The following is a 21,546-nucleotide window of genomic DNA, read 5'->3' as shown; positions in this document are numbered from 1 at the left end:
CCAGGCGCCTTCAGTGCTCCCGGGTCTTGTGGAACTGTATGTCGGGGTACCGTTCTTGGGCCAGATTCAGGTTTACCATGGTCGGGGCAATATAGGCCAGCCGGTCGCTGCCATCGAGCGCCAGGTTGTCGTTGTTCTTGCGCTGGAACTCATCGAGTTTCCGCTCGTCATTGCAGGTCACCCAGCGGGCAGTGGCCACATTAATCGGCTCATAGACGGCCTCGACCTTGTATTCGCTTTTCAGACGACTGACCACCACATCAAACTGCAACACACCTACCGCACCCACAATAAGATCGTTGTTACGGAGCGGCCTGAAGACCTGAACGGCGCCCTCCTCGGACAGCTGTATCAGGCCCTTCTGGAGCTGCTTGGCCTTGAGCGGATCCTTGAGTCGGATACGGCGGAACAGTTCCGGAGCGAAATTCGGAATCCCGGTAAATTTCATGTCTTCGCCGGCGGTGAACGTATCACCCAGCTGAATGGTGCCGTGATTGTGCAGGCCAATAATGTCGCCCGCAAAGGCCTCTTCGGCGTGTTCCCGATCACCGGCCATAAAAGTCAGTGCGTCGGAAAAACGCACCTCTTTGCCGATGCGCACATGACGGGCCTTCATACCCTGACTGTAGTTACCGGATACGATGCGGAGGAACGCCACACGGTCTCGGTGCTGGGGATCCATGTTTGCCTGGATCTTGAACACAAATCCCGAAAACCCGTCTTCGGCCGGCTGCACCAGCCTCTGGTCGGTTTCCCGGGGCTGCGGCTCCGGCGCCCACTCCACCAAACCGTCCAGCATGTGGTCGACGCCGAAGTTGCCCAAAGCGGTACCAAAGAATACCGGTGTCAGCTCACCTGCGAGAAAGGCTTCCTGATCAAATTGATGGGAAGCGCCCTTGACCAGCTCGATTTCATCCCGCAAGTCTTCGGCGTATGCCCCAACCGCCTGTTCCAGCTCCGGGTTATCCAGCCCTGCGATAACCCGTTTTTCCTGAATGGTGTGGCCCTGACCGGATTGATAAAGAATCGCCTCATCCCGGAGCAGGTGGTAAACGCCCTTGAAGCTCTTGCCCATTCCGATCGGCCAGGTAATTGGCGCGCAGGCAATTTTCAGAATATCCTCAACTTCGTCCATCAACTCCACCGGATCCCGGGTATCCCGGTCCAGCTTGTTCATGAAGGTAATAATGGGGGTGTCACGCAAACGCGTGACTTCCATCAGCTTGATGGTCCGTTCCTCAACGCCCTTGGCACTGTCGATCACCATCAGGCAGGAATCGACCGCCGTCAGGGTACGATACGTATCTTCGGAAAAATCCTCATGACCCGGCGTATCCAGCAGGTTCACCAGCTTGCCACCATAGGGAAACTGCATGACCGATGTGGTCACGGAAATACCACGCTCTTTCTCCATTTCCATCCAGTCCGACTTGGCATGCTGGCCGGACTTCTTTCCTTTGACGGTACCGGCCTTCTGAATCGCCTGGCCGAATAACAGGACCTTCTCGGTAATGGTGGTTTTACCGGCGTCCGGGTGCGAGATAATCGCGAAGGTGCGGCGCTTGGCCACTTCCTGGGAAAGGTTAGACATAGTCGGAGAGCAACCTGAATCTGATGTTCTGGAAAAGGCCGCTATTATAGGGCCTAACCAGCTGTTACGCGAACACAAGCAATGCCGGTCACTGGCCGAGGCCAAGAACCATCACCCGGGCATCCTCCCGGCCATTGGCTGAAGGGTAGTACCCGGGGCGACGCCCTATTTCCCTGAAACCCTCATCTTCATAGAGCGCTATGGCAGCTTTGTTGCTGGCTCGCACTTCCAGTAAAAGCTGTGACATGCCTTCATGGGACGCGGCAGCGAGCACATGCCTCAGAAGCTGTCGGCCGACTCCCTTGCCACGAACTCGGGGGTGCATGCAAATATTCAGGAGGTGCGCCTCGCCGACCACGTAGGTGACAACCGCGTATCCCACAAGCGATTCGCCCTGACAGGCTGCCCAGAAGCGATAACTGTCCTTGAAACAGTCGAGGAATACCGCTTCGCTCCACGGATAAGAATAACCCTGCAGCTCAATATCCAATACCGCGGTGATGTCCTCTGGCACCAGCGGCCGAAACAGAAGGTCTGCCTCCATCACGCACTGGTAAGGCTCCGGACAGGGCATCAGCGGCCTGCCATAGCCTTGAGCTGATGCCAGAGCGAACGCTTCATAGCGGGATCGCCGGCAAGTTCAGCGAGAGAGTGCTGGAAATTAACCGTTATATCGCGCCCCAGGGCTTCTGCCAGCCAATCTTTTCCGGTCTCGGCCTCGGTTCCCAGCACAACAACTTTCTGGTGATCCAGCCCGGACAGGACATTGCGCATCACCTCAACAAGGTCACCGGTAGAATTTCCGGGAACCAGAAGATTATTGAACACGGGCCAGCGCACGTGGCCCAAAACCCGCCCCCCCTGTTCGCCCAGACTCTTGAGAATGTTCAGCGCCAGGGTTTCCTGGAGCCGGGTACTGGCTTCGGCCGATATGGCTGCTATGAGGGCAACATTATCGCCGGCCAGGAGCATCAGGCTTATATTTCTGACCGGGTTCTCCGGAACTCCTGCGACAACCTCACCTGCAGGCTCTGGTTGCGGCGAATTCTGGTCCGCACCCACCGGAGATTCCTGTTCCGGAGACTCAGACGCAGGCTTCTCCAAAGCCCCGGTACCGCCCTCCATCAACGCCTGCAGATCGGCAATTCGTGCGGCACCCTGATTGCGGTTCCTGACCGACGGCACTGACCGGGCCGTTTTTCCGGAAACCCCGCACGGGCGAGAGGCAGGCTCGGAAATTTCCAGCGGAACCTCCGCAACAGCTGCCTCTTCCGGGAATTCAAATTCCGGACTCGGCGCCGCACCAGGCAGTGGCTGGCGGGCATACCATACACGGATGCCTGCCGCTCCCAGATAGAACTGGCGCTCTGCTTCTGACCTAATCATTGAGCTCGCCTGTGGTTTCCAAGCAGTTGTAAAACTTCAGACATCCGCTACCTGTGGATGTTGCCGAATGCCGCCTTTGCTGATCAGATTAAGGGCTTCAATGTAGGCCTTTGCAGAAGCGATGATGATATCGGTATCGGCCCCAACGCCGTTAACGATCCGACCGCCCCGCTCAAGACGCACCGTTACCTCGCCCTGGGCGTCGGTACCACTGGTGATATTGTTGACGGAATAAAGCTGGAGGTTGCATCCGGAGTCCACCAGGGACTCAATGGCCTTGAACGTGGCATCTACAGGGCCGCTGCCTTCGGCTTCCACCTTGTGCTCTTTGCCATCCATCGTCAGTGTGAGATTTGCCTTGGGAACCACGCCGGTTTCCGAACAGACCTGCATACAGACCAGACCGTAACGGCCATCTTCCTCCTTCTGGCGGGTATCACTGGCGATCGCCTGCAGATCTTCATCGAAAATCTCGTGTTTCAGGTCCGCCAGAGCCTTGAACCGCGTGAACGCCTCATTCAGCTCTGTCTCGGTTTCGAACTGGATACCCAGCTCAAGTAACCGCGTGCGGAAGGCATTTCGGCCGGAATGCTTACCCAATACCAGACTGTTGGTGTGCCAGCCCACATCCTGGGCACGCATGATTTCATAGGTCTCACGATGCTTGAGAACACCATCCTGATGAATGCCGGACTCATGGGCAAAGGCATTGGCGCCGACAATGGCCTTGTTGGGCTGAACGGGGAAACCGGTGATGGTCGAGACCAGGCGCGAAGCCGGGACAATATGTTGTGCCTCGATTCGGGTATCGATATGGAACAGATCCTGACGGGTACGAACGGCCATCACAACCTCTTCCAAAGCAGCGTTACCGGCACGCTCACCCAAACCATTTATGGTGCATTCTACCTGGCGAGCTCCCTGGGAAACAGCGGCCAGCGAGTTGGCCACGGCAAGGCCGAGATCGTTGTGACAATGCACCGAGAAAATCGCCTTATCGGCATTGGGAATGCGATTCAGGAGCTGACGAATGGTTTCGCCAAACTGTTCGGGAATCGCATAGCCCACGGTATCCGGGATGTTAATGGTGCGGGCTCCGGCGTCTATCGCCGCCTCAATGATACGACACAGAAAATCAAGCTCGGAACGGCCGGCGTCTTCGCAGGAAAACTCCACATCGTCCACGTGGCTACGGGCTCTCTTTACTGCCCGCACAGCCTGCCCGACAACATCGTCTGGCTGCATCTGGAGCTTGTGCTTCATGTGGATTGGAGAGGTGGCAATGAAGGTATGAATACGGCCACGCTCGGCCGGTCTGATCGCCTCGGCGGCACGGTCGATGTCATTATCAAGCGCCCGGGCAAGGCTACAGACCGTTGAGTCTTTTATCGACTCGGCGATTGATTTCACCGCCTCGAAATCACCCTGACTGGCAATGGCAAAACCCGCCTCTATAACGTCAACGCGAAGCCTTTCCAGCGCTTTGGCAATACGGAGCTTCTCCGCCTTGTTCATGGTGGCGCCGGGGCTTTGCTCACCATCACGGAGCGTTGTATCGAAGATAACCAAATGCTCAGTTGCAGACATAAGCCCCTCTGTCAGGAACACCAAAGAATAGGAATTAACGGGAGTATATCACTCTGTTCAGGTCAGTTGCCTGCATCGCTCCAGAGGACGCAGCAGTTACGCCCGGCATTCTTGGCCCGGTAGAGGGCCTGGTCCGCCCGGGAAATCAACCAGTCCAAGGCGATCCCGGCGCCCTCGCTGACCGCAAGCCCTACCGAGATTGTCGGCCGGAGCCCGTCGCAAACTTCACCATGATCGATGGAAACCACGGCTTTTCGCAACCGCTCGGCCACCTCAAGCGCCTGCACTGTACCATTTTCCGGAATCAGGGCCGCAAATTCCTCCCCACCCAACCGGCCCAATACGTCGTATTCCCGCAATTCCTTGCTGAGAGCCGCAGTGATGTTACACAGCACACAATCGCCGACCTGATGACCATACTCATCATTTACCAGCTTGAAAAAGTCCACATCGATCACCAACAGGGCACAGTCCCTGCCTGCGCGGCGACAGCGGCTCACTTCCTGCTGGGCAAGGCGCAGAAAGTTGCGGCGGTTATTAATGCCGGTGAGATCATCGGTATTGGCCTGCGTGCTCAGCTTGGCTGTGAGTCTCTCCAACTTGCGCTCTATACGTTTCTGCTCGGTGATATCTGTAAAGAAAGTGAACATCTCGCCGCCTTCGGTAAGCTGCTCGGTAAGCTGCACCCAGCGTCCATCCAACATATCTGTTTGAAAGGAACGGTAGCGATGGCGACGGCGCTTTTGGTGGGCCATGGCCAGCCACTGTTCAATGTCGTCAGTTTCAATATTTATCCCGACATGCTCTCGATAGCAGTGGCGCACCAGCTCTTCAAAGGTTTTACCCTGGGCCTGCTGCGGCGTTAAGCCAAATAATGCGGCGTTGGCGCTGTTGGAGAAGATGAGACGGTCGTCCGGGTCAAAGATGCCAATCCCGTCTGCGGTAATTTCCATGGCCTCGAGCAGCAGCCTGAGAGTTTTCTCTGACAGGCCGGCACTAATACCGCCTGCTTCACAGTCGATACCGCCAGGACCTTTCTTCGGACTGCATGGCATTGGCAGCATGCCCTTCAGGATAAAAAGTGGCCAGAATCTTAATCAAGACTCCTCCCAAACTATATAGTATACGATAGCAAATGGCGCGTAACGCTTTGTGTCCCCGGGTTTCCCGGGCCTACCCGAAACTCTGGGGCGAAGAGACAGCGCAGATCACGATGAGGGCATGCGACTGCTCAAGAAGCTCTATCTAAAAGTGCCTTGGCTGACTCCGTGCCTTCGGCCACCACTGTCTCGCAGCTAATAAAAAACCCCAGCACCTTGCGGTACTGGGGTTTTGTATTAGGAGCCTGACGATGACCTACATTGCTCAGGCCTGCGGCGTGCGTGGCACGCCTTGTCACATGGGGGCCGTTGTAGTGCACAGCAGGGCCTCGATCCAAAACAAAAAAGCCCCGGCAGCTATTGCTGTCGGGGCTTGTTTATATTAGGAGCCTGACGATGACCTACTCTCACATGGGCAACGCCACACTACCATCGGCGCTGGTCTGTTTCACTTCTGAGTTCGGGATGGGATCAGGTGGTTCCAGACCGCTATGGTCGTCAGGCAAAACGGTTGATCACTGGGGGACGAGATGGAACGTTCAGGGTGTTTTCTGAGTGATAATCGATTTCGGTTTGCGTTACCCGCAATTGTCTTGGGTGTTATATAGTCAAGCCGCACGAGCAATTAGTATCGGTTAGCTCAACGCCTCGCAGCGCTTACACACCCGACCTATCAACGTCCTGGTCTTGAACGGCTCTTCAGGGCCCTCGAGGGGCCAGGGAGATCTCATCTTGGAAGGGGCTTCCCGCTTAGATGCTTTCAGCGGTTATCCTGTCCGAACATAGCTACCGGGCAATGCCACTGGCGTGACAACCCGAACACCAGAGGTTCGTCCACTCCGGTCCTCTCGTACTAGGAGCAGCTTTCCTCAAATCTCCAACGTCCACGGCAGATAGGGACCGAACTGTCTCACGACGTTCTAAACCCAGCTCGCGTACCACTTTAAATGGCGAACAGCCATACCCTTGGGACCGGCTTCAGCCCCAGGATGTGATGAGCCGACATCGAGGTGCCAAACACCGCCGTCGATGTGAACTCTTGGGCGGTATCAGCCTGTTATCCCCGGAGTACCTTTTATCCGTTGAGCGATGGCCCTTCCATACAGAACCACCGGATCACTATGACCTACTTTCGTACCTGCTCGACGTGTCTGTCTCGCAGTTAAGCGGGCTTGTGCCATTACACTAACCGCATGATGTCCGACCATGCTTAGCCCACCTTTGTGCTCCTCCGTTACGCTTTGGGAGGAGACCGCCCCAGTCAAACTACCCACCACACAGTGTCCTCATCCCCGATCAGGGGACCAAGTTAGAACCTCAAACAGGTCAGGCTGGTATTTCAAGGTTGGCTCCATGAGAACTGGCGTTCCCACTTCAAAGCCTCCCAGCTATCCTACACAAACATGCTCAAAGTTCACTGTGAAGCTATAGTAAAGGTTCACGGGGTCTTTCCGTCTAGCCGCGGATACACCGCATCTTCACGGCGATTTCAATTTCACTGAGTCTCGGGTAGAGACAGCGCCCCCATCGTTACGCCATTCGTGCAGGTCGGAACTTACCCGACAAGGAATTTCGCTACCTTAGGACCGTTATAGTTACGGCCGCCGTTTACCGGGGCTTCGATCAAGAGCTTCGCGCAAGCGCTAACCCCATCAATTAACCTTCCGGCACCGGGCAGGCGTCACACCGTATACGTCCACTTTCGTGTTTGCACAGTGCTGTGTTTTTAATAAACAGTCGCAGGGGCCTGGTATCTTCGACCGGCGTCCGCTCCACCCGCAGGGGCTTCACGTAATACCGGCGTGCCTTCTCCCGAAGTTACGGCACCATTTTGCCTAGTTCCTTTACCCGAGTTCTCTCAAGCGCCTTGGTATTCTCTACCTGACCACCTGTGTCGGTTTGGGGTACGGTCCCGAATAGCCTGAAGCTTAGAAGATTTTCCTGGAAGCAGGGCATCAATGACTTCCCGCTCTATGAGCAGTCGTCGTCGCGTCTCGAGATTGTGGACCCGGATTTGCCTAAGTCCACTCCCTACTCGCTTAAACCGGGACAACCGTCGCCCGGCTCACCTAGCCTTCTCCGTCTCTCCATCGCAGCTATCCAAGGTACGGGAATATTAACCCGTTTCCCATCGACTACACCTTTCGGTCTCGCCTTAGGGGCCGACTCACCCTGCGCCGATTAGCGTTGCGCAGGAACCCTTGGTCTTCCGGCGTGGGGGTTTTTCACCCCCATTGTCGTTACTCATGTCAGCATTCGCACTTCTGATACCTCCAGCATGCTTCTCAACACACCTTCGCAGGCTTACAGAACGCTCCCCTACCCCGTGCACTTGCGTGCACAGCCGCAGCTTCGGTGACCAGTTTGAGCCCCGTTACATCTTCCGCGCAGGCCGACTCGACTAGTGAGCTATTACGCTTTCTTTAAAGGATGGCTGCTTCTAAGCCAACCTCCTAGCTGTCTGAGCCTTCCCACATCGTTTCCCACTTAACTGGTACTTGGGGACCTTAGCTGGCGGTCTGGGTTGTTTCCCTCTTCACGATGGACGTTAGCACCCACCGTGTGTCTCCCGGATAGTACTCACAGGTATTCGGAGTTTGCATCGGGTTGGTAAGTCGGGATGACCCCCTAGCCGAAACAGTGCTCTACCCCCTGTGGTATTCGTCCGAGGCGCTACCTAAATAGCTTTCGGGGAGAACCAGCTATCTCCGGGCTTGATTAGCCTTTCACTCCGATCCACAAGTCATCCCCTGGCTTTTCAACGACAGTGGGTTCGGTCCTCCAGTTGATGTTACTCAACCTTCAACCTGCTCATGGATAGATCGCCCGGTTTCGGGTCTATGCCCAGCGACTAAATCGCCCTATTCAGACTCGGTTTCCCTACGGCTCCCCTAAACGGTTAACCTCGCCACTGAACATAAGTCGCTGACCCATTATACAAAAGGTACGCCGTCACGGAACACGTCCGCTCCGACTGCTTGTACGCATACGGTTTCAGGATCTATTTCACTCCCCTCACAGGGGTTCTTTTCGCCTTTCCCTCACGGTACTGGTTCACTATCGGTCAGTCAGGAGTATTTAGCCTTGGAGGATGGTCCCCCCATGTTCAGACAGGATATCACGTGTCCCGTCCTACTCGATTTCACTGAACTTGGGTTTCGGATACGGGGCTATCACCCACTATGGCGGCCCTTTCCAGAGCCTTCTCCTACCCGTCGTCCAGCTTAAGGGCTGGTCCCCGTTCGCTCGCCGCTACTGAGGGAATCTCGGTTGATTTCTTTTCCTCGGGGTACTTAGATGTTTCAGTTCCCCCGGTTCGCCCCGCACAGCTATGTATTCACTGTACGGTACCGACCCGAAAGTCGGTGGGTTTCCCCATTCAGAGATGCCCGGATCACAGCTTGTTTGCCAGCTCCCCGAGCCTTATCGCAGGCTTCCACGTCTTTCATCGCCTCTGACTGCCAAGGCATCCACCGTATGCGCTTAGTTGCTTGACTATATAACCCCAAGACAACTGTTCACGAATCAACATCCCTTACCAGGCAAGCCTGACAAAGAACCCTGTTTCGAGACAGTCACTTGAAGCAATATAACAACCACTTCAACGACAACACCGGATAACGCTTGAAATCGCTATCACATTGAACACGTTTTCTCGGAGATAATGAGAAAACGTCTTCGTGTTCTATCTCGTCCAATTTGTTAAAGAGCAAATCTGACCCAGTGATCAGAAAGAAGGCCTTCAGCCATAACCCTTAACTCGGTCATCAAACTGAAAAACTTGTTTCTGTACACTGCCAACTCGCGTTGGTCAGTAAATTTGGTGGAGCTAGGCAGGATCGAACTGCCGACCTCCTGCGTGCAAGGCAGGCGCTCTCCCAGCTGAGCTATAGCCCCGTCTACTTGTCCAGCTTCTGTCACTCGTCGTTGCAGCCTTCGTTCGCATCCGTCATGACCCATCGAGGGTCACTCCTTCACTCACTCACGCTGCGCCTGGATTGACAAAACCTGTCCGGCGCATCCGCGTTCGTCACTCACTTCGGGTTACCCAACCGGCGTGCCCCGCAACTCCAAGGCATGCTCCGAAAATTGGGTTAGCCTAGGCATCGGCGGGTGTAGCGTGCGAGTAGCACGTGAGCCCGGCGATAACGACGGATAACGCAATTTTGGTGGGTCTGGGTGGATTTGAACCACCGACCTCACCCTTATCAGGGGTGCGCTCTAACCAACTGAGCTACAGACCCAAAGGTACGGGCCTGTAAGACCCTTTGCTCTCTTTATTAGCCAACCAAGTAATTCGTGTGGACTCTGACCGAAGCCTTCGGCTTCGTTTAAGGAGGTGATCCAGCCGCAGGTTCCCCTACGGCTACCTTGTTACGACTTCACCCCAGTCATGAACCACACCGTGGTGATCGTCCTCCCGAAGGTTAGACTAACCACTTCTGGTGCAATCCACTCCCATGGTGTGACGGGCGGTGTGTACAAGGCCCGGGAACGTATTCACCGTGACATTCTGATTCACGATTACTAGCGATTCCGACTTCACGCAGTCGAGTTGCAGACTGCGATCCGGACTACGACGCGTTTTGTGAGATTGGCTCCCCCTCGCGGGTTTGCAGCCCTCTGTGCGCGCCATTGTAGCACGTGTGTAGCCCTGGCCGTAAGGGCCATGATGACCTGACGTCATCCCCACCTTCCTCCGGTTTGTCACCGGCAGTCTCCCTAGAGTTCTCAGCCAAACTGCTAGCAACTAGGGATAGGGGTTGCGCTCGTTACGGGACTTAACCCAACATCTCACGACACGAGCTGACGACGGCCATGCAGCACCTGTGTCTGAGTTCCCGAAGGCACCAATCCATCTCTGGAAAGTTCTCAGCATGTCAAGGCCAGGTAAGGTTCTTCGCGTTGCGTCGAATTAAACCACATGCTCCACCGCTTGTGCGGGCCCCCGTCAATTCATTTGAGTTTTAACCTTGCGGCCGTACTCCCCAGGCGGTCAACTTAGTGCGTTAGCTGCGCCACTAAGACTTCAAGAGTCCCAACGGCTAGTTGACATCGTTTACGGCGTGGACTACCAGGGTATCTAATCCTGTTTGCTCCCCACGCTTTCGCACCTCAGTGTCAGTGTTGGTCCAGGGTGCCGCCTTCGCCACTGGTGTTCCTTCCTATATCTACGCATTTCACCGCTACACAGGAAATTCCACACCCCTCTACCACACTCTAGCCTGACAGTTCGAAATGCCGTTCCCAGGTTAAGCCCGGGGCTTTCACATCTCGCTTATCAAACCACCTACGCGCGCTTTACGCCCAGTAATTCCGATTAACGCTTGCACCCTCCGTATTACCGCGGCTGCTGGCACGGAGTTAGCCGGTGCTTCTTCTGTGAGTAACGTCAATCCTCAAGGGTATTAACCTTAAGGCCTTCCTCCTCACTGAAAGTGCTTTACAACCCGAAAGCCTTCTTCACACACGCGGCATGGCTGGATCAGGGTTGCCCCCATTGTCCAATATTCCCCACTGCTGCCTCCCGTAGGAGTTCGGGCCGTGTCTCAGTCCCGATGTGGCTGATCATCCTCTCAGACCAGCTACGGATCGTCGCCTTGGTGGGCCTTTACCCCACCAACTAGCTAATCCGGCTTAGGCTCATCTGATAGCGCAAGGTCCGAAGATCCCCTGCTTTCCCCCGAAGGGCGTACGCGGTATTAATCCGGGTTTCCCCGGGCTATCCCCCACTACCAGGCAGATTCCTAAGCATTACTCACCCGTCCGCCGCTCGTCAGCATCCCGAAGGACCTGTTACCGCTCGACTTGCATGTGTTAAGCCTGCCGCCAGCGTTCAATCTGAGCCATGATCAAACTCTTCAGTTTAAATCATACAAGAATCCGAAGATCCTCTATTCTTGCTCAAGACAAAACTCAATTTCGACGAGTCACTGTCCTGATATTTCATCTCCGAAATACCTCGGCCAGCGCCCACACGAATTACTTGGTTAACTTTTTAAAGAGCGGTTGAGCCGTGGCTCAATCAAGGAGGCGTATTCTACATCGTTCCGCCACCCTGTCAACCGTTTATTTCGAACAATTTAAATATCAAATTTTCGAATACTTTCAAACAGTTGCTATCTTTCGGGAGGTTGCCGTAAGTGGCTTGTCCCTCAGAAGTGGTGCGCATTCTACAGACGTCAGGAAAACTGTCAACGAGGTTTTTGAATTAATTGTTAGCCGTTTCGGTTTCCACCTACCCTATCGATCAGCCACTGATCAACCTGCCGAATAAACAAACAGAAATCAGCCCCTGGCAAACGGAATCATTCCCCGCGAGCCCGCCCACTTCCAGCGAACCGCAAGAAGCACCAGTATGGCCAGACCATAAAACACCATCTCCCCCACATCGCTGCGAGCCTGCCAGATAAAATGAACCCAGGCGACAACAACACTCGGATAAGCCAGTTTGTGCAGCTGCATCCAGTTCTTGCCCAGTCGCCTCATCATTCCCCTGGTTGATGTCAGAGCAAGAGGAACCAGCATCAGGAAAGACAAGGCGCCCGCTACGATGTAAGGCCGTTTGGTAAAAGTTGCCCACAAGTCAGTCCAACCAAGAATAAACTGCAGAAACGCCAGAACATGAAGCGTTGCGTAAAAAAACGCGAACAATCCCAGCATGCGCCGAATCCGGATCCAGCCGCCCCAGCCGGTCCAGCGCTTGAGCGGCGTCATACATAGCGTGGCTATGAGTAGCTGAAAGGCCGCCAGCCCCAGAGACTCGGTTACTTCCTGGCCCGGGTCTGGCCCGAGAGATTGCGCTGCGATACCGGTGATCAGAAACAGAAGGGGCGCACTGGCCAGCAAGGCGGCCAAAAACCGGAAAGCCAGCAGAAATCGGGGGTGTCCGACCCAGCGGGAAATGAGCATTAATAGTACTTCCGCAGATCCATGCCTTTATAGAGATGGGCGACCTGCTCGCCATAGCCGTTAAATCTGACCGTTTCCACCCAGTTGGGAGAAAACAGCCCGGAGGGAAGCCTCCTTTCCTTCTTCTGGCTCCACCTGGGATGATCAACCGCGGGGTTCACGTTGGCGTAAAAGCCGTATTCCTGTGGCGCAATCATTTCCCAGGTCGTTTTTGGCCGCTCCTCCTGGAACCGGATCTTTACGATGGACTTGATGCTTTTGAAACCGTACTTCCAGGGGACAACCAGTCGAATTGGCGCGCCATTCTGTTTAGGCAGAGCCTTACCATAAAGCCCGACTGCCAGAAAGCTCAGTTCGTTCATGGCCTCATCCATCCGCAACCCTTCCTGGTAAGGCCAGTCGATGGTGCTGAAGAGGGAGCGCTGCCCGCGCATCTGGCCCGGATCGTACAGAGTTTCGAAGTACACATACTTCGCGCGGGAGGTGGGCCGCAATCGCTTGAGGATGTCCGCCAGCGGCACACCAATCCAGGGTATCACCATGGACCACGCCTCAACACAACGGAGACGGTAAACACGCTCCTGATACTCGTAAGGCTTGAGCAGCTCCTCAAGCGCGTACTCACCTGGCCGCTCACACTCTCCCTCAACAACCACCGACCAGGGATCGACCGTCATTTCGTCGGCATATTTGGCAGGATCATCCTTTCCCGTTCCAAATTCATAGAAATTATTGTACCGGGCCACATCTTCGAATGGCGTCTTCTTTTCATTCGTGGAGTAGCGGGGCATTGAGATGAAATCCAGGGTTTCACCCTGAACCGGTAACTCTGCGGCAGATAAAAGCCCGGGCATGGAAAGCCCGGCGGCCATGGCAACGGTGCCGGACATGAACTGTCTTCGATTCAGATAGACGGACTCGGGCGTTATTGCGAAGTGGGGCAAAGCCCAGGATGGGCGCTTCTTGATAAACATGAAAAGTCTCCGTCAGGGCGTCAGCCAAGTAAGGCGTTGACCGGAGACTGCGGCTAAAATTCCCCGGGCTTCCGTGAGAAAGACCGGGGGGGAAACCGCATTTTAGTCGGTGGCGCCCAGGGTTTTCCGGGGTTTTCCGCGGAACAGGGCACGAATGGGACCGGACAACGCGTAGATAAGGAACCCGGTAAAGAGTACGGTTGCAGGGTCTAGCGCAATCACCACAAATATAAGCACAACAAGAAGAATCGCTGCGAAGGGCACCCGGCCACGCAGATCCAGATCCTTGAAACTGCGATACAGAATATTGCTGACCATCAGAACTCCGGTACCACCCACCACGACCATGGTCAGCAACGTGAGCCAGGTGGCCGGTTCGAAGAGATGGAAACACCAGACCAGCCCGGCGACGCAAGCGGCAGCTGCCGGGCTTGGCAGGCCAACGAAAAATTTCTTGTCGACAGAACCGATCTGGGTATTGAAACGGGCCAGACGCAGCGCGGCGCCAGCGACGTATATGAAGGTAATAGCCCAGCCAACCTTGTCAAAACTGTTCAGTGACCAGAAAAAGGCAACGAGACCCGGTGCAACACCAAAGGCCACCATGTCGGCGAGACTGTCGTATTCCTCACCAAACTTGCTCTGAGTGTTGGTCATCCGGGCCACGCGACCGTCCAGACCATCCAGGATCATCGAAACAAAAATGGCAATGGCGGCGTTATCAAAGACGCCGTTTGCGGCAGAAACAATGGCGTAAAAACCAGAAAACAGGGAGGCCGTCGTCAGCGCATTGGGAAGAAGGTAGATACCTTTACGCCGAACCGGCGCACCTCCAACAAGCTCTTCCTCAACAACTTCTCCGGCTTCAACTTCATAGTCTGGATTCTGCATGTCGTCAGCAGATGTTCTTTCTTCAGTCATTCCCATTACTCCGGAAAGCGTTTGAGCGGATTATATACGAAAAACGCGGCCACCCGGGCCGCGTTTTTCAAACCAGGCGGAATTCCGCTTAGTTTTTGTCCTTATCCACGATCTTGTTCGCGGAGATCCACGGCATCATGCCGCGCAGTTTCTCACCCACAATCTCGATTTCGTGAGCAGCGTTCTGGCGACGACGCGCCGTCATGGACGGGTAGTTCAGCGCACCTTCGGAGATGAACATCTTGGCGTACTCACCGCTCTGGATGCGCTTCAGTGCGTTGCGCATGGCCTCGCGGGACTGCTCGTTGATGATCTCCGGGCCAGTCACATACTCACCATACTCCGCGTTATTGGAGATGGAGTAGTTCATATTGGCGATGCCGCCTTCGTACATCAGATCAACGATCAGCTTCAGCTCGTGCAGACACTCGAAATAAGCCATTTCCGGCTCGTAACCGCCATCCACAAGCGTTTCAAAAGCCGCTTTGACCAGCTCGACAGTACCACCGCACAGAACTGCCTGCTCACCGAACAGATCGGTTTCAGTCTCGTCCTTGAAGGTGGTTTCGATAATGCCGGTACGACCGCCACCGATACCGCTGGCATAGGAAAGGGCCAGGTTCTTGGCGTTGCCGGAAGAGTCCTGGAAGATGGCGATCAGGTCTGGGATACCGCCACCACGGGTGAACTCGGTACGGACCGTGTGGCCCGGGGCTTTCGGGGCAACCATGATGACATCCAGATCCTTGCGTGGAACGATCTGGTTGTAGTGAATGGCAAAGCCATGAGCGAAGGCCAGGGTTGCGCCCTGCTTCAGGTTCGGCTCGATTTCAGCCTGGTACAGCTGAGCCTGGAACTCGTCAGGAGTCAGAACCATAACAACGTCGGCTGCCGCAACGGCAGAGGGAACGTCGCTGGTCTTCAGGCCGTAGGCTTCCGCCTTGGCGATGGAGGAAGAGCCCGGGCGCAGACCAACGGTGACATCAACGCCGGATTCCTTCAGGTTGCACGCGTGGGCGTGGCCCTGCGAACCGAAACCGATGACGGCAACTTTCTTGCCCTGGATGATGGAAAGATCGCAATCCTTATCGTAATAAACCTGCATGAGAAACCTCTGTTATTTGTGATGGCCCCGGAAGGCCATGATGTTCAAACTCTGTTTGAAATTGTTAAAGGCTGAGCACCTTTTCGCCACGGGCAATACCGGATACACCGGTACGCACCACTTCCAGCACACCCGAGGTGCCAATGGCCTGGATAAAACCATCGAGCTTTTCGCTGTCGCCTGCCAGCTGAACGGTGTAAACCGAGCTGGTCACATCCACGATCTGGCCGCGGAAGATGTCCACCGTACGCTTTATCTCGGCACGCTGGGAACCGGTCGCTTTCAGCTTCACCAGCATCAGTTCACGCTCGATGTGGGCGCCCTCGGTCAGATCGACCAGCTTTACTACCTCGATCAGCTTGTTCAACTGCTTGGTAATCTGCTCGATAACCTTGTCCGAACCGGTAGTTGTCACCGTCAGACGGGACAGGGTCTCGTCCTCGGTCGGCGCCACAGTCAGGCTTTCGATATTGTAGTTACGCTGGGAAAACAGGCCTACTACCCGTGACAGTGCGCCCGGTTCGTTTTCAAGCAAAACAGAAATGATTCGACGCATGATCACACCCTCTCCGTCTTGCTGAGCCACATGTCCTTCATGGCGCCACGGGCAACCTGCATCGGATACACATGCTCAAACCGGTCCACATAGATATCCACGAACACCAGCTTGTCCTTCATGGCCAGCACTTCCTTCAGCTTGGTTTCCAGGTCTTCCTTCTTGTCGATCCGGACCCCGACGTGGCCATAGGCCTCCGCCAGCTTGATGAAGTCCGGCAGGGACTCCATGTACGACTGGGAGTGGCGGGACTCGTAGTTCATATCCTGCCACTGCTTAACCATGCCCAAGGCCTGGTTGTTCAGGTTGATGATCTTGACCGGCAGATTGTACTGCTTGCAAGTCGACAGCTCCTGGATGTTCATCTGGATACTGCCTTCACCCGTGATGCAGAGTACTTCGTCGTCCGGATGGGTCAGTTTGACACCCATGGCCGCGGGCAAGCCGAAGCCCATGGTGCCCAGGCCACCGGAATTGATCCAGCGATTGGGCTTGTCGAACTTGTAGTACTGGGCGGCAAACATCTGATGCTGGCCGACGTCGGAAGTGACAAAGGCCTCGCCGTTGGTCAGGCGACACAGCATTTCAATCACTTCCTGGGGCTTGATCACATCCGGGCTGGTCTCATAACGCATGCCATGGAAGGCCCGCCACTCATCAATCTGCTTCCACCAGGAAGCAATCGCCTCGGCATCCGGCTTTTCCTTGCTTTCCTTGACCAGCGACAGCATTTCCCTGAGCACCGCATCCACCGGGCCGACGATTGGCACATCAGCATCAACGGTTTTGGAGATGGAAGCCGGGTCTATGTCAACGTGGATAATGCGCGCACCCGGACAGAACTTCTCGGTGGCATTGGTGACACGGTCATCAAAGCGGGCCCCAACACAGAGAATCAGATCCGAATGGTGCATGGCCATATTGGCTTCGTAAGTGCCGTGCATGCCAAGCCAGCCAAGATGTTGTTTATCGCTGGCTGGGTAACAGCCAATGCCCATCAGCGTATTGGTGATCGGATAGCCCAGCATCCGGACAAGTTCAGTTAGCTGATCCGAGGCCTTGCCAAGAATGACCCCACCGCCCGCGTAGATGATCGGGCGCTTGGCAGCGAGCATCATGTCGACGGCTTTCTTGATCTGGCCGGCATGGCCGCGGATGGCGGGATTGTACGAGCGCAGCTTGACCTTCTTGGGGTAAGCATACTCATAACGCTCGTTCGGCGTGGTCATATCCTTGGGTATATCCACAACAACCGGCCCGGGGCGACCGGTCGCCGCGATGTAATACGCCTTGCGGATAATTTCCGGAATTTCCTCGGGATGACGAACGCTGAAGTTGTGCTTAACCACCGGGCGGGAAACACCCATCATATCGGTTTCCTGGAAGGCGTCTTCTCCAATGAGGGTTGACGCAACCTGGCCGCACAGAACCACCATAGGGATGGAGTCCATGAATGCGGTAGCAATGCCGGTAATGGTGTTGGTGGCTCCAGGACCCGAGGTCACCAGGACAGTACCCGGTTTTCCGGTCGCCCGCGCATAACCGTCGGCCATATGGACCGCCGCCTGCTCGTGCCTTACCAGAATATGTTTGACTTCGTCCTGCCTGAACAGCGCATCATAAATATGAAGGGCCGCACCACCCGGATAGCCATATATGTACTCGATACCTTCATCTTTAAGGGACCGGATCAGCATATCGGCGCCAGACAATAACTCCACGATTTTCTACCCTCTTCTACGAGTGAATGAGCCGGGATTCATCCCGGTTGCCTGGATTCACGGTCTCCATGCTTCTTTTGAAAGCGGAACCGGCTGCTCCTCCACACCTTAAAAAGAGGTTGTCTCCTGGCCAGCCGCCCTCCTGAGGGTTGCGGAGAACGGCCAATCAACGGGTTGCACGTAAGCAACAACCATCCCGCGACCAATGCGCGGCGCGTTCAGTGTGGTGATTAACGGGGGATACTCGCTCGGGATTGCCTGCCGTATTGACCCCAGTCTTCAGGCAATCGGTAATTCTGACAGCGCTAAACTCCCTGTCAATAGCCGCTGCGGGTTTCTGTGCCTACACTGGCCGAAGGTCTGCCATACCTGGCGCAAATCCGGTGCAAAGATTTGAACCAGACAGAAGAAAATCCACAGCACTGGTGGCATGATAGGCCATAATCGAAAGAGAAAAACGGGCCCGGTTTATCCAGGTTGTCTGCCTGCCCGGGAGCAGTGAACATACGTGAGTAGAGCCATGAACCGAAAAACCCTGACGCTGACCTTATTACTGGCCGTTGTACCAGGTGTCGCCATGAGCGCCTCTGTCTATAAATGGACCGACGAAAACGGAGTTACCCACTTTGGTGACCGGCAGCCCAATGGCGCCAAGGCCGAACGCGTCAATGTTCGCTCCGGCACTTCGTCGGATGCTTCCGGAAACAGACCGAGCCCCCAGGAGCGACTGCAGAATCTGCAGGAACACCAGGAAGATGAGGCAAGGCAGCGCCAGGAGACCGCCGTTGAGGAGGCCCGCCGGAAACAGCGCGAGGCAAATTGCGCGACAGCCCGGTCCAATCTGGAGGTAATTGCCAACCACGCCCGCATCCGGATTGAGGAAAACGGCGAACTGCGCTATCTGACTCCGGAAGAGCTTGCCGAGAAACGGGCAGAACTTGAGCGAATGGCGAAAGATAACTGCGAACCGATGTGAACATGGGGTCAGATGAACGCTTTCATCTGACCCCGGTTTAGGCCTCAGGCTTTGGTGAAATCCAGGTGGTGCTCCTTCACCGTGCCACGAATGACATCACCCGACACAAACTCTCCCTTTAGCAGCCTCTGGGCCAGCGGGTTCTCGATCATCCGCTGGATGGCCCGCTTCAGCGGCCGGGCACCGTAGACCGGGTCATAGCCCACTTCCGCCAACAACTCCATGGCAGCATCATCCAGCTCCAGCTTCATATCCTGATCTTTCAGGCGCTTGCTCAGAGACTCTATCTGAATCCGGGCAATGCCCTGGATCTGGCTTTCGGCCAGCGGATGGAACACCACCACCTCATCCACCCGGTTTATGAACTCGGGGCGGAAATGTGTGCCGACAACTTCCATGACCGCATTCTTCATGGATTCGTAATTCTCCTCCCCGGCTTTCTGCTGGATGATGTCCGAGCCAAGGTTTGACGTCATCACGATTACTGTATTCCGGAAATCTACCGTGCGACCCTGGCCGTCTGTCAGCCGCCCGTCTTCAAGCACCTGCAACAGGATGTTGAAGACATCCGGGTGGGCTTTTTCCACCTCATCCAGCAACAGCACCGAATAGGGGCGACGGCGCACGGCTTCGGTCAGGTAGCCGCCTTCCTCATAACCCACATACCCCGGAGGCGCACCGATCAGGCGAGCCACCGAATGCTTCTCCATGAACTCGGACATATCAATGCGAACCATGGCTTCCTCGGTATCAAAGAGAAAGAATGCCAGGGCCTTGCAAAGCTCGGTTTTACCGACACCGGTCGGGCCAAGGAACAGGAATGAACCGTTGGGGCGGCTGGGATCGGACAACCCCGCCCGGGAGCGGCGCACTGCATTGGAAACCGCTTCCACAGCCTCGTCCTGACCAATAACCCGGTCATGGAGCGCCTCTTCCATGCGCATCAGCTTGTCGCGCTCACCCTCAAGCATCTTGGACACCGGAATACCGGTCCACTTGGAGACGATCTCGGCAATCTCCTCGTCCGTTACCCGGTTCCGGAGCAGCTTCATCTCCATCATCTCGGCCTGGCTGGCCATATCCAGCTGGCGCTCAAGCTCGGGAATCTGCCCGTACTGAAGCTCGGACATCTTGCCAAGGTCGCCCGCCCGGCGGGCATTTTCCAGATCGATCCGGGCCTGCTCCAGCCGGCTCTTGATCTTCTGCGAGCCATGAAGAGCCGCCTTCTCTGTATTCCAGACTTCTTCCAGATCAGCGTATTCACGCTCGACGCCGGTGATCACGTCAGACAACTCGGACAGACGTTTTTTCGACGCGGCATCGGTCTCTTTCTTCAGGGCCTCACGCTCGATTTTCAGCTGGATCAATCGACGCTCAAGGCGGTCCAGCGGCTCCGGCTTGGAGTCCATTTCCATGCGAATCTGGGAGGCGGCTTCATCCACCAGGTCAATCGCCTTGTCGGGCAACTGTCGGTCGGCAATGTAACGGTGAGACAGCTTAGCCGCCGCAATGATTGCACCATCGGTAACTTCAACCCCGTGGTGAACCTCATAGCGCTCCTTCAGGCCCCGCAGGATTGCGATGGTGTCTTCCTCACTGGGCTCACTCACCAGTACTTTCTGGAACCGACGCTCAAGGGCCGCGTCTTTCTCGATGTTTTCACGGTATTCATCGAGCGTGGTGGCGCCCACACAGTGAAGTTCGCCCCGGGCCAGGGCCGGCTTGAGCATGTTGCCGGCGTCCATGGAGCCCTCGGCTTTGCCGGCACCAACCATGGTGTGGATTTCGTCGATAAACAGGATAATCTGGCCTTCCTGCTTGGAAAGCTCATTCAGCACTGCCTTCAGCCGCTCTTCGAATTCACCCCGGAATTTGGCACCGGCAATCAGAGACCCCATATCCAGGGACAGGACCTTCTTGTCCTTGAGGCCATCCGGCACCTCGCCGTTCACGATTCGCTGGGCCAGACCTTCAACGATCGCGGTTTTACCCACGCCAGGCTCACCGATGAGTACCGGGTTGTTCTTCCGGCGACGTTGCAGCACCTGGATCGTGCGGCGGATCTCGTCGTCACGACCAATCACCGGGTCCAGCTTGCCGGCCTCGGCGCGCTCGGTCAGGTCGATGGTGTATTTGGACAACGCCTGGCGATTTTCTTCCGCGCCGGCATCGTTTACAGCTTCACCGCCACGAACCTCGTTGATGGCCTTCTCCAGGGCGGCCTTGTCGACACCCTGCTCACGAAGGACCCGACCCAGGGTGCCACGGTCTTCCAGCGCCGCCAGCAACATCAGTTCACTGGAAATGAACTGGTCCTTCCGCTTCTGGGCCAGTTTGTCGGCAATATTGAACAGCCGGCCCATGTCATTGGACATGGAGACATCGCCGGCCGATCCCTGCACTTCCGGCAGGTTCTCGATTTCCCGTGCGATGGCCTGGCGAATGCGTCCGGGCTCGGCACCGGACTGCTTGAGCAACGGCTTAATGGCACTGCCCTCCTGATCAAGCAACGCCTGCATCAGGTGCACTGGTTCGATGAAGTTGTGATCTTTCCCGACCGCGATGGATTGTGCGTCCGCGAGGGCGGTCTGCAGCTTGCTGGTCAGCTTGTCGATTCTCATGTGTAGTTTCCCCAAAATTCTGCGAATACCGTAGTGCCGGTGATGGCGGATATTCGATTGCTTTGACCCTTAATGTAGGGGCAAGTGGGGGGACTT

The 21,546-nt window shown here is 55.7% G+C and carries 13 protein-coding genes, 2 tRNA genes and 3 rRNA genes; 1 reads left to right on the top strand and 17 read right to left on the bottom strand.

The window, feature by feature from the left end:
- Positions 1 to 10 precede the first annotated feature (10 nt).
- From prfC to D0851_RS16445, 16 genes are all read right to left on the bottom strand, one after another.
- Positions 11 to 1,591 carry a peptide chain release factor 3 gene (gene prfC, locus D0851_RS16520; protein WP_117619606.1) on the bottom strand — a complete coding sequence of 527 codons (1,581 nt, stop codon included), beginning with the start codon at positions 1,589 to 1,591 and terminating at the stop codon, positions 11 to 13.
- 88 nt (positions 1,592 to 1,679) lie between these two features.
- Positions 1,680 to 2,165, bottom strand: coding sequence for a ribosomal protein S18-alanine N-acetyltransferase (rimI, locus tag D0851_RS16515; protein WP_117619605.1), 486 nt, complete (start codon positions 2,163 to 2,165; stop codon positions 1,680 to 1,682).
- Entirely contained in the window at positions 2,165 to 2,977 is an 813-nt protein-coding gene (locus D0851_RS16510) for a 2-isopropylmalate synthase (RefSeq protein ID WP_117619604.1), read from the bottom strand. The genes rimI and D0851_RS16510 overlap by 1 nt, the downstream gene beginning before the upstream one ends.
- A gap of 36 nt (positions 2,978 to 3,013) precedes the next feature.
- A complete protein-coding gene (locus D0851_RS16505; RefSeq protein ID WP_117619603.1) occupies positions 3,014 to 4,564 on the bottom strand; it encodes a 2-isopropylmalate synthase in 1,551 nt (516 codons plus the stop codon).
- 62 nt (positions 4,565 to 4,626) lie between these two features.
- The gene (locus D0851_RS16500; protein ID WP_162893764.1) at positions 4,627 to 5,619 is read right to left on the bottom strand and encodes a GGDEF domain-containing protein; all 993 of its coding nucleotides are present in this window, start codon (positions 5,617 to 5,619) and stop codon (positions 4,627 to 4,629) included.
- Positions 5,620 to 6,052: 433 nt separating this feature from the next.
- A 5S ribosomal RNA gene (rrf, locus tag D0851_RS16495) occupies positions 6,053 to 6,167 on the bottom strand.
- A 101-nt stretch (positions 6,168 to 6,268) separates the two neighbouring features.
- Positions 6,269 to 9,161, bottom strand: a 23S ribosomal RNA gene (locus tag D0851_RS16490).
- Between the two features lie 324 nt (positions 9,162 to 9,485).
- Positions 9,486 to 9,561: transfer RNA gene (locus tag D0851_RS16485), tRNA-Ala, on the bottom strand.
- 270 nt (positions 9,562 to 9,831) lie between these two features.
- Positions 9,832 to 9,908, bottom strand: a tRNA-Ile gene (locus tag D0851_RS16480).
- 88 nt (positions 9,909 to 9,996) lie between these two features.
- Positions 9,997 to 11,532: ribosomal RNA gene (locus D0851_RS16475) — 16S ribosomal RNA — on the bottom strand.
- The 16S, 23S and 5S rRNA genes sit together here with 2 tRNA genes alongside, the layout of an rRNA operon.
- Positions 11,533 to 11,952: 420 nt before the next feature.
- The gene (locus tag D0851_RS16470; RefSeq protein WP_117619601.1) at positions 11,953 to 12,576 is read right to left on the bottom strand and encodes a sulfite oxidase heme-binding subunit YedZ; all 624 of its coding nucleotides are present in this window, start codon (positions 12,574 to 12,576) and stop codon (positions 11,953 to 11,955) included.
- Positions 12,576 to 13,550, bottom strand: coding sequence for a protein-methionine-sulfoxide reductase catalytic subunit MsrP (msrP, locus tag D0851_RS16465; protein ID WP_117619600.1), 975 nt, complete (start codon positions 13,548 to 13,550; stop codon positions 12,576 to 12,578). Before msrP ends, D0851_RS16470 begins: the two co-directional genes overlap by 1 nt.
- A gap of 102 nt (positions 13,551 to 13,652) precedes the next feature.
- The gene (gene pssA / locus D0851_RS16460; protein WP_117619599.1) at positions 13,653 to 14,471 is read right to left on the bottom strand and encodes a CDP-diacylglycerol--serine O-phosphatidyltransferase; all 819 of its coding nucleotides are present in this window, start codon (positions 14,469 to 14,471) and stop codon (positions 13,653 to 13,655) included.
- An 88-nt stretch (positions 14,472 to 14,559) separates the two neighbouring features.
- Positions 14,560 to 15,576, bottom strand: a complete 1,017-nt coding sequence (gene ilvC / locus D0851_RS16455; RefSeq protein ID WP_117619598.1) for a ketol-acid reductoisomerase — start codon at positions 15,574 to 15,576, stop codon at positions 14,560 to 14,562.
- A gap of 64 nt (positions 15,577 to 15,640) precedes the next feature.
- The gene (ilvN, locus tag D0851_RS16450; RefSeq protein ID WP_048497877.1) at positions 15,641 to 16,132 is read right to left on the bottom strand and encodes an acetolactate synthase small subunit; all 492 of its coding nucleotides are present in this window, start codon (positions 16,130 to 16,132) and stop codon (positions 15,641 to 15,643) included.
- A 2-nt stretch (positions 16,133 to 16,134) separates the two neighbouring features.
- Positions 16,135 to 17,853 (bottom strand): acetolactate synthase 3 large subunit, encoded by a 1,719-nt coding sequence (locus tag D0851_RS16445; protein ID WP_117619597.1) that lies wholly within the window; start codon positions 17,851 to 17,853, stop codon positions 16,135 to 16,137.
- A 520-nt stretch (positions 17,854 to 18,373) separates the two neighbouring features.
- Here D0851_RS16445 and D0851_RS16440 point away from each other — a divergent pair.
- Positions 18,374 to 18,829 (top strand): DUF4124 domain-containing protein, encoded by a 456-nt coding sequence (locus tag D0851_RS16440; RefSeq protein WP_117619596.1) that lies wholly within the window; start codon positions 18,374 to 18,376, stop codon positions 18,827 to 18,829.
- 44 nt (positions 18,830 to 18,873) lie between these two features.
- On the opposite strand, the gene clpB is transcribed toward D0851_RS16440, so the two are convergent.
- Positions 18,874 to 21,450, bottom strand: coding sequence for an ATP-dependent chaperone ClpB (gene clpB / locus D0851_RS16435; RefSeq protein ID WP_117619595.1), 2,577 nt, complete (start codon positions 21,448 to 21,450; stop codon positions 18,874 to 18,876).
- Between the last annotated feature and the right edge of the window lie 96 nt (positions 21,451 to 21,546).

This window comes from Marinobacter sp. Arc7-DN-1, assembly GCF_003441595.1.
GTDB lineage: Bacteria > Pseudomonadota > Gammaproteobacteria > Pseudomonadales > Oleiphilaceae > Marinobacter > Marinobacter metalliresistant.
This window is presented reverse-complemented; position numbering and strand designations above follow the sequence as displayed.

What these genes read in the sequence shown, in the direction of transcription:
- pssA (WP_117619599.1), bottom strand. Translation starts at nt 14,471, where the DNA reads ATGACTGAAGAAAGAACATCTGCTGACGACATGCAGAATCCAGACTAT.
- msrP (WP_117619600.1), bottom strand. Translation starts at nt 13,550, where the DNA reads ATGTTTATCAAGAAGCGCCCATCCTGGGCTTTGCCCCACTTCGCAATA.
- D0851_RS16440 (WP_117619596.1), top strand. Translation starts at nt 18,374, where the DNA reads ATGAACCGAAAAACCCTGACGCTGACCTTATTACTGGCCGTTGTACCA.
- clpB (WP_117619595.1), bottom strand. Translation starts at nt 21,450, where the DNA reads ATGAGAATCGACAAGCTGACCAGCAAGCTGCAGACCGCCCTCGCGGAC.
- D0851_RS16505 (WP_117619603.1), bottom strand. Translation starts at nt 4,564, where the DNA reads ATGTCTGCAACTGAGCATTTGGTTATCTTCGATACAACGCTCCGTGAT.
- ilvN (WP_048497877.1), bottom strand. Translation starts at nt 16,132, where the DNA reads ATGCGTCGAATCATTTCTGTTTTGCTTGAAAACGAACCGGGCGCACTG.
- D0851_RS16470 (WP_117619601.1), bottom strand. Translation starts at nt 12,576, where the DNA reads ATGCTCATTTCCCGCTGGGTCGGACACCCCCGATTTCTGCTGGCTTTC.
- D0851_RS16510 (WP_117619604.1), bottom strand. Translation starts at nt 2,977, where the DNA reads ATGATTAGGTCAGAAGCAGAGCGCCAGTTCTATCTGGGAGCGGCAGGC.
- D0851_RS16500 (WP_162893764.1), bottom strand. Translation starts at nt 5,619, where the DNA reads ATGCCATGCAGTCCGAAGAAAGGTCCTGGCGGTATCGACTGTGAAGCA.
- prfC (WP_117619606.1), bottom strand. Translation starts at nt 1,591, where the DNA reads ATGTCTAACCTTTCCCAGGAAGTGGCCAAGCGCCGCACCTTCGCGATT.
- rimI (WP_117619605.1), bottom strand. Translation starts at nt 2,165, where the DNA reads ATGCCCTGTCCGGAGCCTTACCAGTGCGTGATGGAGGCAGACCTTCTG.
- ilvC (WP_117619598.1), bottom strand. Translation starts at nt 15,576, where the DNA reads ATGCAGGTTTATTACGATAAGGATTGCGATCTTTCCATCATCCAGGGC.